At 62.4% G+C, this 13,424-nt stretch carries 12 protein-coding genes; 9 read left to right on the top strand and 3 right to left on the bottom strand.

The genetic code is table 11. The annotated features are described in order from the left end of the window. Entirely contained in the window at positions 1-462 is a 462-nt protein-coding gene (locus NKJ08_RS07530) for a type II toxin-antitoxin system RatA family toxin (RefSeq protein ID WP_352523792.1), read from the top strand. Here the strand turns inward: NKJ08_RS07530 and NKJ08_RS07525 are convergent. Together NKJ08_RS07525 and NKJ08_RS07520 are read right to left on the bottom strand one after the other, a co-directional pair. Then, the gene (locus NKJ08_RS07525) at positions 438-947 is read right to left on the bottom strand and encodes a CinA family protein (RefSeq protein WP_352523790.1); all 510 of its coding nucleotides are present in this window, start codon (positions 945-947) and stop codon (positions 438-440) included. The genes NKJ08_RS07530 and NKJ08_RS07525 overlap by 25 nt on opposite strands. Then, positions 944-2,164 (bottom strand): bifunctional 2-C-methyl-D-erythritol 4-phosphate cytidylyltransferase/2-C-methyl-D-erythritol 2,4-cyclodiphosphate synthase, encoded by a 1,221-nt coding sequence (locus NKJ08_RS07520; RefSeq protein WP_352523788.1) that lies wholly within the window; start codon positions 2,162-2,164, stop codon positions 944-946. The genes NKJ08_RS07525 and NKJ08_RS07520 overlap by 4 nt, the downstream gene beginning before the upstream one ends. A gap of 181 nt (positions 2,165-2,345) precedes the next feature. On the opposite strand from NKJ08_RS07520, the gene dusB reads away from it, so the two are divergent. The 8 genes from dusB (at position 2,346) to hflX (ending at position 12,567) form a co-directional block, all read left to right on the top strand. After that, positions 2,346-3,371 (top strand): tRNA dihydrouridine synthase DusB, encoded by a 1,026-nt coding sequence (dusB, locus tag NKJ08_RS07515; RefSeq protein WP_352523787.1) that lies wholly within the window; start codon positions 2,346-2,348, stop codon positions 3,369-3,371. Next, positions 3,368-4,510: a two-component system sensor histidine kinase NtrB gene (locus NKJ08_RS07510; protein WP_352523785.1), complete on the top strand. Its 1,143-nt coding sequence runs from the start codon at positions 3,368-3,370 to the stop codon at positions 4,508-4,510. The genes dusB and NKJ08_RS07510 overlap by 4 nt, the downstream gene beginning before the upstream one ends. After that, positions 4,507-5,967: a nitrogen regulation protein NR(I) gene (gene ntrC / locus NKJ08_RS07505; protein WP_254817199.1), complete on the top strand. Its 1,461-nt coding sequence runs from the start codon at positions 4,507-4,509 to the stop codon at positions 5,965-5,967. Before NKJ08_RS07510 ends, ntrC begins: the two co-directional genes overlap by 4 nt. Positions 5,968-6,093: 126 nt before the next feature. Continuing rightward, the gene (locus NKJ08_RS07500; RefSeq protein WP_352523784.1) at positions 6,094-8,379 is read left to right on the top strand and encodes a sensor histidine kinase NtrY-like; all 2,286 of its coding nucleotides are present in this window, start codon (positions 6,094-6,096) and stop codon (positions 8,377-8,379) included. Then, a complete protein-coding gene (gene ntrX / locus NKJ08_RS07495; protein WP_352523783.1) occupies positions 8,369-9,730 on the top strand; it encodes a nitrogen assimilation response regulator NtrX in 1,362 nt (453 codons plus the stop codon). Before NKJ08_RS07500 ends, ntrX begins: the two co-directional genes overlap by 11 nt. A gap of 190 nt (positions 9,731-9,920) precedes the next feature. After that, positions 9,921-10,784: a D-amino-acid transaminase gene (locus tag NKJ08_RS07490; protein ID WP_352523781.1), complete on the top strand. Its 864-nt coding sequence runs from the start codon at positions 9,921-9,923 to the stop codon at positions 10,782-10,784. 145 nt (positions 10,785-10,929) lie between these two features. After that, positions 10,930-11,175, top strand: a complete 246-nt coding sequence (gene hfq / locus NKJ08_RS07485; RefSeq protein ID WP_006202172.1) for an RNA chaperone Hfq — start codon at positions 10,930-10,932, stop codon at positions 11,173-11,175. Then, positions 11,176-12,567: a GTPase HflX gene (gene hflX / locus NKJ08_RS07480; RefSeq protein ID WP_352523780.1), complete on the top strand. Its 1,392-nt coding sequence runs from the start codon at positions 11,176-11,178 to the stop codon at positions 12,565-12,567. A gap of 6 nt (positions 12,568-12,573) precedes the next feature. Here hflX and mazG read toward each other — a convergent pair whose 3' ends face one another. Continuing rightward, positions 12,574-13,398 carry a nucleoside triphosphate pyrophosphohydrolase gene (gene mazG / locus NKJ08_RS07475; protein ID WP_352523778.1) on the bottom strand — a complete coding sequence of 275 codons (825 nt, stop codon included), beginning with the start codon at positions 13,396-13,398 and terminating at the stop codon, positions 12,574-12,576. Positions 13,399-13,424 lie beyond the last annotated feature (26 nt).

Here is a 13,424-nt window from a genome sequence, read left to right as displayed (position 1 = left end):
ATGCCACAATTCGAAGCCAATCGCCGCGTTTCGCATACGCCGGAGCAGATGTTCGCTCTGGTCGCCGATGTCGAATCCTATCCGCAATTCCTGCCGCTTTGCGAGGCACTTACGGTTCGTTCGCGCAAGGAACGCGACGGACGCACCCTGCTCATCGCCGACATGAGCATCGGCTACAAGGCGATCCGCGAGACCTTCACCACGCAGGTGCTGCTGAAGCCGGACGAGAACGCCATCGACGTCAAATATATCGACGGCCCGTTCAAATATCTGAGCAATGTCTGGCGCTTCGACCCGGCGGACGGCGGCGGTTGCAACGTCTGCTTCTTTATCGACTATGAGTTCAAGAGCCGCATTTTGGGTGCGCTCATGGGAACCATGTTCGACCGCGCCTTCCGCATGTTCTCCGAGGCGTTCGAGAAACGTGCCGAAATCATCTACGGTGCGCCATCGGCAGCCTGATCCGCAGCGAGCGCGCGCAAACCCAGTTCAAGCGCATGCCGGACCGTCTCCCGGCGGATGAAATCACGGCCCTTGTCGGCGAACAGCTGGCATTCGCTGACCACCGGCCGGCCAGCCACGGCAACGCCGAACCAGACCAGGCCGACAGGTTTTTCCGCCGAGCCGCCGCCCGGACCAGCGATGCCTGTCACCGCCAGGGCGAGCCCGGCCGGCGAATGGGCCAAGGCGCCGGCCGCCATCTCCACCGCCGTCTCGCGCGAGACCGCGCCGTGCGCCTCGAGCGTGGCGGCTGAGACGCCGAGCATCTCGGTCTTGGCCTGGTTGGAATAGGTGATGAAGCCGCGATCGACCACCGTGGAAGAGCCGGCGATGTCGGTCAGCGCGGCGATGATCATGCCGCCGGTGCAGCTCTCGGCCGTCGCCAGCATGATGCCGCGCTGCTGGCAGGCCTGAAGCAGGGCATCTGCGAAATCGTTGTTGCTCATTCGGGGACGTCACCTGGAAATACGACGCTGGCGGTCGCGATGGCCGCTATGCCTTCCTCGCGGCCGATAAAGCCGAGCTTTTCGTTGGTTGTCGCCTTGATCGAGATGCGGTCCCGGGAAATTCGCAGTATTGCGGAAAGCGTTTCGGTCATGGCCTCGCGATGCGGGCCGACGCGCGGCGCCTCGCAGATCAGCGTGATGTCGGCATTGGCGATGCGCCCGCCGCGCTCGCGCACCAGCTTCGCCGCGTGTTCGACGAAAATGCGTGAAGCGGCCCCTTTCCACTGCGGGTCGGAGGGCGGGAAATGCGTGCCGATGTCGCCGGCGCCGCAGGTGGCGAGCAACGCGTCAGTCAACGCATGCAGGCCGACATCGGCATCCGAATGGCCGGATAATTTCCTGTCGTGTGGAATGGCGACGCCGCACAGGGTGACATGGTCTCCGGGCTCGAAGGCATGAACGTCGTAGCCATTGCCGGTTCGGATGTCCGGAAACCGTGACCCGCCGGAAAGCCGCTGATCCGCCATTGCAATATCCCGTGCCCAGGTCAGCTTGACATTGTCCGGCGAGCCGGGAACGATCTTCACCGGAATATGCGCCCATTCGGCGATTGCCGCATCGTCGGTGAAATCCGCTTTGCCCAGATGATGAGCCTTTTCGTGCGCGGCTAGGATCGGCCAGAACGGAAAGCCTTGCGGTGTCTGTGCGGCATGGAGCCCGGCCCTGGACACCGTTTCGCCGATCATGCCTTCGGCCGTTTCGCGCTTGAGCGTATCGGCAACAGGCAAAGCAGGCAGTGCTCCCTGGCGCTCTTCAATGGCGGCGATCGTGCGGTCTATCAGTTCCGCATCGACAAACGGCCGAGCCGCATCATGGATCAGGACCCGGCCCGGCGCGTGGCTTCTCAGCGCCAGCAGCCCAAGCCGGACGGACTCCTGCCGTGACGTACCGCCGGTCACAGCGACAACACGGTCGGCATTCGCGCCGGCGGCGCGACGGAAAAGCGCGCCGTCGTCGGCATGAACAGCAACGACGACAGGTCCGATCTTCGGATGCGTCAGAAAGGCGTCGAGCGTGCGTGCGATGACAGCGCCGCCGCCAATCTGCTGGTACTGCTTCGGCCCATTGGCCTGTCCGGCGCGCGCGCCGCGGCCGGCCGCAACGATGACCACGGCGACCTTGTCGTCCGCAGCTTGCTTTTCGCTCACATCTCTCATGCCGAGACGCTTAGCGCATGATCCCGAAAAGTGGTATCGCTTTCGGAAGACCTAGGGTTGGTGCGGTCCGGCGATCCGTATTTTTCCCAAATGCGCCTTAATGTCACGACATTGCGCGTTGCACATTGCCGTCGTTCTGGCTAGAGAATGTGCAGCAATCGAAGGTGCTTGGTTTTTGTGCATGCCTGATGTGACCAAATTGGCCTCGCCGCTGGACGTGGGTGGCGTGAGAATCCGCAACCGCGTGTTTCTCGCGCCGATGTCGGGCATTACCGACGAACCGTTCCGGCAGCGCGCCCATGCGCATGGCGCCGGGCTGGTGGTGTCGGAAATGGTGGCGAGCGGTGAGCTTGCAAAGGGCAGGGCCGGTTGCGGCCTGCGCATCCGTCATTCCGGGCTGCCTGTCCACATGGTCCAGCTTGCCGGCCGCGAGGCGGTGCACATGGCCGAGGGCGCGCGAATCGCAGCCGGCGAGGGCGCCGACATCATCGACATCAACATGGGCTGTCCGGCCAAAAAGGTGACGGGCGGCTATGCCGGTTCGGCACTGATGCGAGACCTCGACCACGCACTGTCGCTGATCGAAGCGGTAGTCGGCGCGGTCGAGGTGCCGGTCACGGTCAAGATGCGGCTCGGCTGGGACGAAGGCGCGCTCAACGCGCCGATGCTGGCGCGACGCGCCGAGCAGGCCGGCGTCAGGATGGTGACGGTGCACGGCCGCACACGTTGCCAGTTCTATCAGGGCAAGGCCGACTGGCGTGCCATCGCACGCGTCAAGCAGGCCGTCTCGATCCCGGTCGTTGCCAATGGCGATGTCGGCTCGCCGGCAGAGGCAGCGTTGATCCTCGAGCAGTCTGGCGCCGACGCGGTGATGATCGGCCGCGCGCATTATGGCGCGCCGTGGACTGCCGGCAGCATCGTAGCGGCCGCGCTGGCCGAGCCAGTATCCGGCATGCCGGAAAGCCCGGGGGCGCTGTCGGACTACGTCGTTGCCCATTACGAAGACATGCTGACGCTCTATGGCGTGGAAAGCGGATTGCGCCAGGCGCGCAAGCATCTCGGCTGGTATCTCGACCGGCATACCGCCGCAAGCGACGACCGGCGCAGGGCCATACTCACGTCTTTCGGGCCTGGGCGTGTCATCGCCTTGCTGCGCGACATGTTTTCAAGCGCTCCCGAAGCGGCGAACCTGCGGAGTGCGGCATGAACGCCACCGTCACACAGAGCACGGATATGGCGGACGCCGCGCATATTGTGCTCAACACCATTCGTCGGCCGGTGATCATGGTCGATCCGCAAGGCTTCATCACCTTCGCCAATGCCGATGCCGAGGATTTTTTCCGCTCGAGCGCCACGATGCTCGCCCGCAACACGCTGCACAAGCTCATTCCTTTCGGCAGTCCGCTGCTGACGCTTGTCGACCAGGTTCGCGAGCGCCGAGCGCCGGTCAACGAATACCGAGTGGACGTGTCGTCGCCGCGTCTCGGCATCGAGAAGGTGGTCGACCTCTACGTTGCGCCGGTGACGGAATTTCCAGGCTCCGTCGTGGTGATGTTCCAGGAGCGCTCGATGGCCGACAAGATCGATCGGCAGATGACGCATCGCGGTGCCGCGCGCTCGGTCACCGGCCTCGCCGCGATGCTTGCCCATGAGATCAAGAACCCGCTGTCCGGCATTCGTGGTGCCGCCCAGCTGCTAGAGCTGTCGGCATCCGACGAGGATCGCGCGCTGACCAGGCTGATCACCGACGAGACCGACCGCATTGTCTCGCTGGTCGACCGCATGGAGGTGTTTTCCGACGAGCGGCCGATCGACCGCTACCCCGTCAACATCCATATCGTGCTCGACCATGTCAAGGCGATCGCCAAGAACGGTTTTGCCAAGCGGATCAAGATATTAGAGGACTATGATCCATCGTTGCCTCCGGTTTTTGCCAACCGCGATCAGCTCATCCAGGTATTCCTCAACCTAGTCAAAAATGCCGCCGAGGCGATCGGCAGCGATCCGCAGGGCGAAATCGTGCTGTCGACCGCCTTCCGGCCGGGCATCCGTGTTTCGGTGCCGGGAACGCAGGATCGCGTATCGCTGCCATTGGAATTCTGCGTGCGTGACAACGGCTCGGGAGTTTCGGAGGATATTCTGCCGATCCTGTTTGATCCCTTTATCACCACCAAGCCGAACGGCTCCGGTCTCGGTCTGGCGCTGGTCGCGAAGATTGTCGGCGAGCATGGCGGCATCATTGAATGCGAATCGACGCCGCGCGGGACCACCTTCCGCATCCTGATGCCGGCGTGGAAAGAAACTCAGTTTGGCACCGACGACGACGGTGAAGGAGACCGCAAATGACCGTTCGCGGCAATATTCTCGTCGCTGACGACGATGCGGCCATCCGCACTGTCCTCAACCAGGCGCTTTCACGCGTCGGCCATGACGTGCGTGTCACCTCCAACGCTTCGACGCTGTGGCGCTGGGTGGCGGCGGGCGAGGGCGATCTGGTCATCACCGACGTCGTTATGCCTGACGAGAACGCCTTCGACATGCTACCGCGCATCAAGAAGGCGCGACCGGAACTGCCGGTCATCGTCATGAGTGCGCAGAACACGTTCATGACCGCGATCCGGGCCTCCGAAACCGGAGCCTACGAATATCTGCCAAAGCCGTTCGACCTGACCGAGCTCCTCAATATCGTCAACCGCGCGCTTTCCGAGCCGAGGCGGCCGAAGATCGATACGCGTGCCGACGAGCCGCCGGAAACGATGCCGCTGGTCGGCCGCTCGGCGGCCATGCAGGACATCTACCGCATGCTGGCGCGCATGATGCAGACCGACCTGACGGTGATGATCTCAGGCGAGTCGGGTACCGGCAAGGAACTGGTGGCGCGCGCGCTGCACGAATATGGTCGTCGTCGTGGTGGTCCGTTCGTCGCCATCAACATGGCGGCGATCCCACGCGACCTGATCGAATCGGAGCTGTTCGGGCACGAGAAGGGCGCCTTTACCGGCGCGCAGAACCGTTCCACCGGCCGTTTCGAGCAGGCTGAAGGCGGCACGCTCTTCCTCGACGAGATTGGCGACATGCCGATGGAAGCGCAGACGCGGCTGCTGCGTGTGCTGCAGCAGGGCGAATACACCACGGTCGGCGGCCGCACGCCGATCAAGACCGACGTGCGCATCGTCGCTGCTACCAACAAGGACCTGCGCACGCTGATCAATCAGGGGCTTTTCCGCGAGGACCTGTTCTACCGCTTGAACGTCGTGCCGCTCAGGCTGCCGGCGCTGCGCGAGCGATCGGAGGACATTCCGGACCTCGTCCGTCACTTCTTCAAGCTCGGCGTCAGCGAAGGCCTGCAGACCAAGCGCATTTCCACCGGCGGCATCGAGTTGATGAAGCGCTACCCATGGCCGGGCAACGTGCGCGAACTCGAAAACCTCATCCGCAGGCTGGCTGCACTGTATTCGCAGGACGAGATTTCCGCCGAGATCATCGAGGCGGAGTTGAAGACTGGCGAAAGGCCGGTCGTTCCAGGTGGCGGCAACCTCATTCCCGACGACCTTTCCATCGGCCAGGCGGTGGAGCATTTCCTGCAGCGCTATTTTGCCTCGTTTGCCGGCGACTTGCCGCCAGCCGGGCTCTATCAGCGAATCCTTTCCGAGGTCGAGTATCCGCTGGTCCTCGCCTCGATGACCGCAACGCGCGGTAACCAGATCAAGGCCGCCGAACTGCTGGGACTCAACCGCAACACGCTACGCAAGAAGATTCGCGAACTCGGCGTCAACGTCTACAAATCCTCCAGGCAGGTCTAGACGAACCCTTACGAGCGCTTTCCAGGGGATCGATCGCCGAAAGATTTCCGTCTCGGCCACACTTGTTGCATAATCGCCACAATGCGTTGCATACATCCGACGCAATCACTGGCTCCAGACGGCGACATGGCTTCACAGACACCAATATTGAGAGAGCCGCTTTTCAGCGGTACCGGCGCGCGGGACGGGCGCCGGCTGCTTGCACTGCCCGGCGTGGTCGCCGTTGCCGGTGCGCTGGTGACGGCGGCAATCTCCTTCGCCATTCTTGTCGGCGCCACGCCGATCACGCCCGACGCGAGGACCACGCTGGCACTGATTGCGCTCAACGCCGCGTTCGTTCTGTTCCTGATTGCGCTGGTCGGCCGCGAAGTGCATCGCATCCTGATGGCACGCCGGCACGGCAAGGCTGCGTCGCGCCTGCACGTGCGCATCGTGGCGATGTTTGCGCTGGTCGCCGCCATTCCCGCGATCATGGTGGCGATCATCGCGTCGATCACGCTCGACATCGGCCTCGACCGTTGGTTCGAGATCCGCACCAAGACGATCGTTAATTCGTCGTTGTCGATCGCCGACGCCTATGTGCAGGAAAACGCACGGAATCTTCAGGGCACGACGTTGTCGATGGCTTACGACCTCGACGCTTCCCGTACGCTTTACGGCCTCGATCGCACCGGTTTCCTAGATCTTATGAACAAGGAGGCCGTAGGACGCTCGCTGGCACACGCAGCACTCATCAAGCCCGATGGTTCCTTTGTCATGAGCGCCAAGACCGACGCGGACTTTGCCATGCCGGAGCCGCCGGAGGGTGCCGTGGCAAGTGCTGCCGACGGCAAGCCGGTGCTGATCGAGCCGCGCACCCGCAACATCATGGGCGCCATCGTCAAGCTGCGCGAGATTGAAGGGCTCTATCTCTACACCATTCGCCTCGTCGATCCCGAGGTGATCAAGGCACGGCAGATCGTCAAATCCAACACCGCCGAATATCGCGGTCTCGAAGACAATCGCCGCACCTCGCAAGTGGCTTTCGCGCTTCCCTATCTATCACTGACGCTGATCATCATCCTGTCCGCCATCTGGACCGGCATTGCGGTGGCCGACCGCCTGGTGCGGCCGATTCGTCAGCTTATCGGCGCGGCCGACGAGGTGGCCACCGGCAATCTCGACGTAGCCGTGCCCGTCCGCCCTTCCGACGGTGACGTCGCCTCACTCGGCGACACCTTCAACAAGATGCTGATGGAGCTGAAATCGCAGCGCAACGAGATCCTGTCGGCCAAGGATTTGATCGACGAGCGGCGGCGCTTTTCGGAAGCGGTGCTTGCCGGCGTCACCGCCGGGGTCATCGGCGTTGATCCATATGGCATCGTCACTATCGTCAACCGTTCGGCCGAAACGATGCTGGCCATATCCGCTACGGCAGCGCTTGGGCAGAACCTTTCCGCCGTGCTGCCGCATGTCGGCCGCGTCTTCGAGATCGGCCGCAAGTCGGGCAAGCCGGTCTATCGCGAACAGGTCACCTTCTATCGTGCCGGCACTGAACGGACCTTCAACGTGCAGATCACGATCGAAGCCGGCGACGACGGTTCGGAGGATAAATCCTACGTCGTGACAGTCGACGACATTACCGACCTGGTCCAGGCACAGCGTTCCTCCGCATGGGCCGACGTGGCGCGGCGCATCGCTCACGAGATCAAGAACCCGCTGACGCCGATCCAGCTTTCGGCCGAGCGTATCAAGCGCCGTTACGGCAAAGTCATCACCGAGGACCGTGAGGTTTTCGATCAATGCACCGACACCATCATCCGGCAAGTGGAGGACATCGGCCGCATGGTCGACGAGTTCTCGGCGTTCGCCCGCATGCCGAAACCGGAAATGAAGGCCATCGATCTGCGTGATTCGTTGCGCGAAGCCTCGTTCCTGGTCGAAGTGAGCCGGGCCGACATCACCTTCGAGCGCGCCTTCGGCAGTGAGCCGCTCAAAGGCACGTTCGACAGCCGCCTGATGGCGCAGGCTTTCGGCAACGTCATCAAGAACGCTGCCGAAGCCATCGACGGACTTGATGCAGAGGATCGTCCGCACGGCATAATCCGGATTCAAGCCGGGCGTCAGAATGGCGCGATTCGAATCGACGTCATCGACAACGGCAGGGGCTTGCCGCGCGAAAACCGGCAGCGCTTGCTCGAGCCTTACATGACGACACGCGAGAAAGGCACCGGACTTGGCCTCGCTATCGTCAAGAAGATCGTGGAGGACCATGGCGGGCGACTCGAATTGCACGATGCTCCAGCGGAATTCCACGACGGGCGGGGCGCAATGATTAGCATCATCCTGCCGGTTGCCGCCACCGTTCCGATACGCGGCGAAGGTAAGACGGAACACGAAAGAGAAACTGAAAAGGTCGGTAATGGCGTCTGATATTCTCATCGTCGATGACGAGGAAGACATCCGCGAGCTTGTCGCCGGTATCCTGAGCGACGAAGGTCACGAAACCCGCACGGCATTTGATGCCGACAGCGCGCTGGCGGTGGTTGCCGACCGGGCACCCAGGCTGATCTTCCTCGACATCTGGCTGCAGGGCTCGCGCCTGGATGGCCTAGCCTTGCTGGACGAGATCAAGACGATGCACCCGAACCTGCCGGTGGTGATGATCTCGGGCCACGGCAATATCGAAACGGCGGTCTCGGCCATCCGCCGCGGCGCCTATGATTTCATCGAAAAGCCATTCAAGGCCGATAGGCTGATCCTCATTGCCGAACGGGCGCTCGAAACGTCCAAATTGAGACGCGAGGTTTCGGATCTCAAGCTGCGCAGCGGCGAGACTTTCGACCTCATCGGCATGTCGTCGGCGATGAGCCAGTTGCGCCAGACCATCGAGCGCGTCGCGCCGACCAACAGCCGCGTCATGATCATCGGCCCCTCCGGCTCGGGCAAGGAACTGGCGGCGCGCGCCATCCACGCGCTGTCGGCGCGCAAGAGTGCACCGTTTGTGACGCTGAGCGCCGCCAACATCACGCCAGAGCGCATGGAGATCGAGCTGTTCGGCACCGAATCGAACGGCGTCGAACGCAAGGTCGGTGCGCTGGAGGAAGCCCATCGCGGCATTCTCTACATCGATGAAGTGGCCGACATGCCGCGCGAGACGCAAAACAAGATCCTGCGCGTGCTGGTCGAACAGCAGTTCGAGCGGGTAGGGGGCACTAAGCGCGTCAAGGTCGACGTGCGCATCATTTCGTCGACCTCGCAGAACCTGGAAGCCATGATCGCCGACGGCCGTTTCCGTGAGGACCTTTATCATCGCCTGGCCGTGGTTCCGGTCATGGTGCCGGGACTGGCCGAGCGTCGCGAGGACATTCCTTATCTGGTCGACAATTTCATGAAGCAGATCGCTCGCCAGGCCGGCATCAAGCCGCGCCGCATCGGCGACGACGCGCTGGCGGTGCTGCAGGCGCATAACTGGCCGGGCAACGTTCGCCAGTTGCGCAACAATGTCGAGCGGCTGATGATCCTGGCGCGCGGCGACGATGTTGAGGCGCCGATCACCGCCGATCTCCTGCCTGCCGAGATCGGCGACGTCATGCCGCGCACTCCAAACAAGTCCGATCAGCACATAATGGCGCTGCCGCTGCGGGAAGCGCGCGAACAATTCGAGAAGGACTATCTGATCGCCCAGATCAACCGTTTTGGCGGCAACATCTCGAAGACGGCCGAGTTTATCGGCATGGAACGCTCCGCATTGCACCGCAAACTGAAGTCGCTGGGCGTCTGACAGCCAAACCAGTCGTGGCCCACGCAATTATCGGTTACGGCGGCCGTGGAATCGCATAAGAAAGCACTACAGCGCCGCGCGTCTTTTGGGACGCGCAAAGGACGCTGTAGCATTTTGATTTTTGCGCATGATCCTTTCCAAAAATCGATTCCGATTCGGGGTCATGCGCTGACTTCTCCAGGGATTACCCATGTCGCGCATTGCCTATGTGAACGGACGCTATGTCGCTCACGCCGAAGCTTCCGTGCATATCGAGGACCGTGGCTATCAATTCGCCGACGGCGTCTACGAGGTCTGCGAGGTGGCAAGGGGATTCATCGTCGACATGCCGCGCCATCTCGCCCGTTTGAACCGCTCGCTCACCGAACTCTCGATCGACTGGCCGATCACGCGCGGCGTGCTGCCGCTCGTCATGCGCGAAGTGGTGCGCCGCAACCATGTCGTCGACGGCCTGGTCTATGTCCAGGTGACACGCGGTGTCGCCAGCCGTGAGTTTTTCTTCCCGCCGGCAGGCACGAAGCCGTCGCTGGTGGTGACCGCCAAAAAAGCCGATCCTGCAGCTGCCGTGAAGCGGGCCGAGAGTGGGATCCGGGTTATCACGGTGCCGGAGAACCGATGGGATCGGGTCGATATCAAGTCGGTCGGCCTGTTGCCGAACGTGCTGGCCAAGCAGAAGGCCAAGGAAGCCGGCGCCCAGGAGGCGTGGTTCGTCGATGTTGACGGCACCGTCAAGGAAGGCGGATCGTCGAATGCCTGGATCATCACCAGAGATGGCGTGCTGGTGACGCGTCCGGCCGAGCACGGCATCTTGCGCGGTATCACCCGCACGACGCTGTTCGACGTGGCCGCCAAGCTCGGCCTGAAGATCGAGGAGCGCGGTTTTTCGGTTGCCGAAGCCAAGGCCGCACGCGAGGTCTTCATCAGCTCCGCGACCACGATCGCCATGCCGGTGGTGGCAATCGATGGCGCTCCCGTCGCCAACGGCCACCCGGGTTCGATAACAGTTTCATTAAGGCAGGCCTTTTTTGACGTTGCGGAAAAAAGTCCAGCCTGATAACCGCACAGATGGAATGAACATCAATATATCTCGTTCTGCTTGTCGTTGCTGACGGCAAGATGGTGTTTGCGTGCTTGACATGTGCCGGCTAATTTGGCGCATTGGCTCGCAAACCGAAGGGGATCGGCGAAAGACAAGAACAATGGCGGAACGATCGCAAAATCTTCAGGACCTGTTCCTGAATTCAGTTCGCAAGAGCAAAAACCCACTCACCATCTTTCTCATCAACGGCGTGAAGCTGACCGGGGTGGTCACTTCGTTCGACAATTTCTGTGTACTGCTGCGTCGCGACGGCCATTCCCAGCTCGTCTACAAGCACGCCATTTCCACGATCATGCCGAGCCAGCCGGTTCAGATGTTCGATGGTGAGGAAAGCCAGGGCGCCTGATTGGCACGTGAGAAAGACGCGGACCGCAGCGTTCGCGGAAAACCAGCACATCAGACCGGGACAGTGGCCAAAGGTCCGACCCGGGCAGTGGTCATCGTGCCGGTGCTTACCCGGCAGCCGCGTGGCGACGACGACACCAATCGCCCGCGCCTGACCCGTTCCGCCGAGGCCCGTCGCGACGAGGCGGTCGGCCTTGCCAGCGCCATCGACCTTGACCTGGTTCACACGGCGGTGGTGACCGTCAACGATCCACGCCCTGCGACCTTGCTCGGCAGCGGCAAGGTCGCCGAGTTCGCCGAGATCGTCAAAGAGGGTCACGCGGAAGTGGTCATTGTCGATCATCCGCTGACGCCGGTACAGCAGCGCAACCTTGAAAAAGAGTTGAACGCCAAGGTGCTGGACCGCACCGGCCTGATCCTTGAGATTTTCGGCGAGCGCGCCCGCACCAAGGAAGGCACGCTGCAGGTCGATCTTGCCCATCTGAACTATCAGAAGGGCCGCCTTGTGCGGAGCTGGACCCACCTCGAGCGCCAGCGCGGCGGCGCCGGCTTTCTCGGCGGCCCCGGCGAGACGCAGATCGAGTCGGACCGGCGTGTGCTTCAGGACAAGATCACCAAGCTGAAGCACGAGCTGGAAACCGTGCGCCGCACCCGCGACCTGCACCGCGCCAAGCGCAAGAAGGTGCCGTTTCCGGTGGTGGCGATCGTCGGCTACACCAATGCCGGCAAGTCGACGATGTTCAACCGGCTGACCGGAGCGGGGGTGCTGGCGGAAGACATGCTGTTTGCCACGCTCGACCCGACGCTGCGCCGTGTGCGCCTGCCGCATGGCACGCCGATCATCCTTTCGGATACGGTCGGCTTCATTTCCGACCTGCCGACACATCTGGTCGCGGCCTTCAGGGCGACGCTGGAGGAGGTGGTCGAGGCAGACCTCGTCATTCATCTGCGCGACATCTCCGACCCCGATACGGCGGCGCAGGCCGAGGATGTCGAGCGCATTCTTGCCGACCTCGGCGTCGATGCCCGCGATAGCAAGCGCGTCATAGAAGTGTGGAATAAGATCGACCGGCTCGACGAAGGCAACCGGGCGCGGCTGCTTGCCGATGGCGCTGATGGCAAGAAGGCGCCGCCGATCGCCATATCGGCGGTTACCGGAGAGGGTATCGATACGCTGAAGGCGATCATCGAGACGATGATGTCGGGCGAACTGGAATCGTTTACCGTCACGCTCAAGCCCGACCAACTCGGCGTCGTCGACTGGCTCTACCGCAACGGCGACATTGCCTCGCGCGATGACAATGAGGATGGCAGCGTGACCATCTCGCTCAAGGCCACACACAGTGCTCGGCAAGAGATCGAAAGCCGATTGCGCCGTCAAAACAACGGGTAGGGGCTTTTATTTCGCGTTTTTTGCCTGCTGCCAAAGCGCTTCCATTTCGTCCAGCGTCGCCTCTTCGAGGGTGTTTCCCGACGCGTGCAGCGTCCGCTCGATATAATGGAAACGTGCCCGGAATTTTTCGTTGGTGCCGCTGAGTGCCGCTTCGGAATCGATTTTAAGGTGCCGGCCGAGATTGACGACGGCAAACAGCATGTCGCCGAATTCGTCCTTGATCGGCGCAGTGTCGCCTTTGGCCAGCGCCTCGCGCAATTCGCCGATCTCCTCCTCGATCTTGTCGAGGATCGGTGCCGCCTCGCTCCAGTCGAAGCCAACGCGGGCGGCCTTTTCCTGCAGCTTGAGCGCCCGGGTCAGCGCGGGCAGGGCGACCGGCACGCTGTCGAGAAAGCCTTGGCCGTGGTCTTCCGGGTGGAGCCCGCGGGCGAGGCGCGCACTGCGCTTCTCCGCCTTCTCCTCCGCCTTGATCTTTTCCCACATGCCCTTGGCCATGCCGGCGCTGCGCGCCTTCTCGTCGCCGAAGACATGCGGGTGGCGGCGGATCATTTTAGTGGTGATGGCCTGGACCACATCGCCGAATGAAAATTCGCCGGCCTCCTCGGCCATTTGCGCGTGGTAGACCACTTGCAGCAGGAGGTCACCGAGCTCATCGCGCAGATCGTCGAGGTCGCCGCGCGCGATTGCGTCCGCCACTTCGTAGGCTTCCTCTATCGTGTATGGCGCGATTGTCGAAAAGTCCTGCTCGACGTCCCACGGACAGCCGGTTTCCGGCGCCCGCAGCGCTGCCATGATCTCGATCAGCCGGGAAATGTCTTTCGATGGATTCATCTGGCGAACGCTATCCTGCGCCCGGC

Source organism: Mesorhizobium sp. M0244 (assembly GCF_040321795.1).
GTDB lineage: Bacteria > Pseudomonadota > Alphaproteobacteria > Rhizobiales > Rhizobiaceae > Mesorhizobium.
This window is presented reverse-complemented; position numbering and strand designations above follow the sequence as displayed.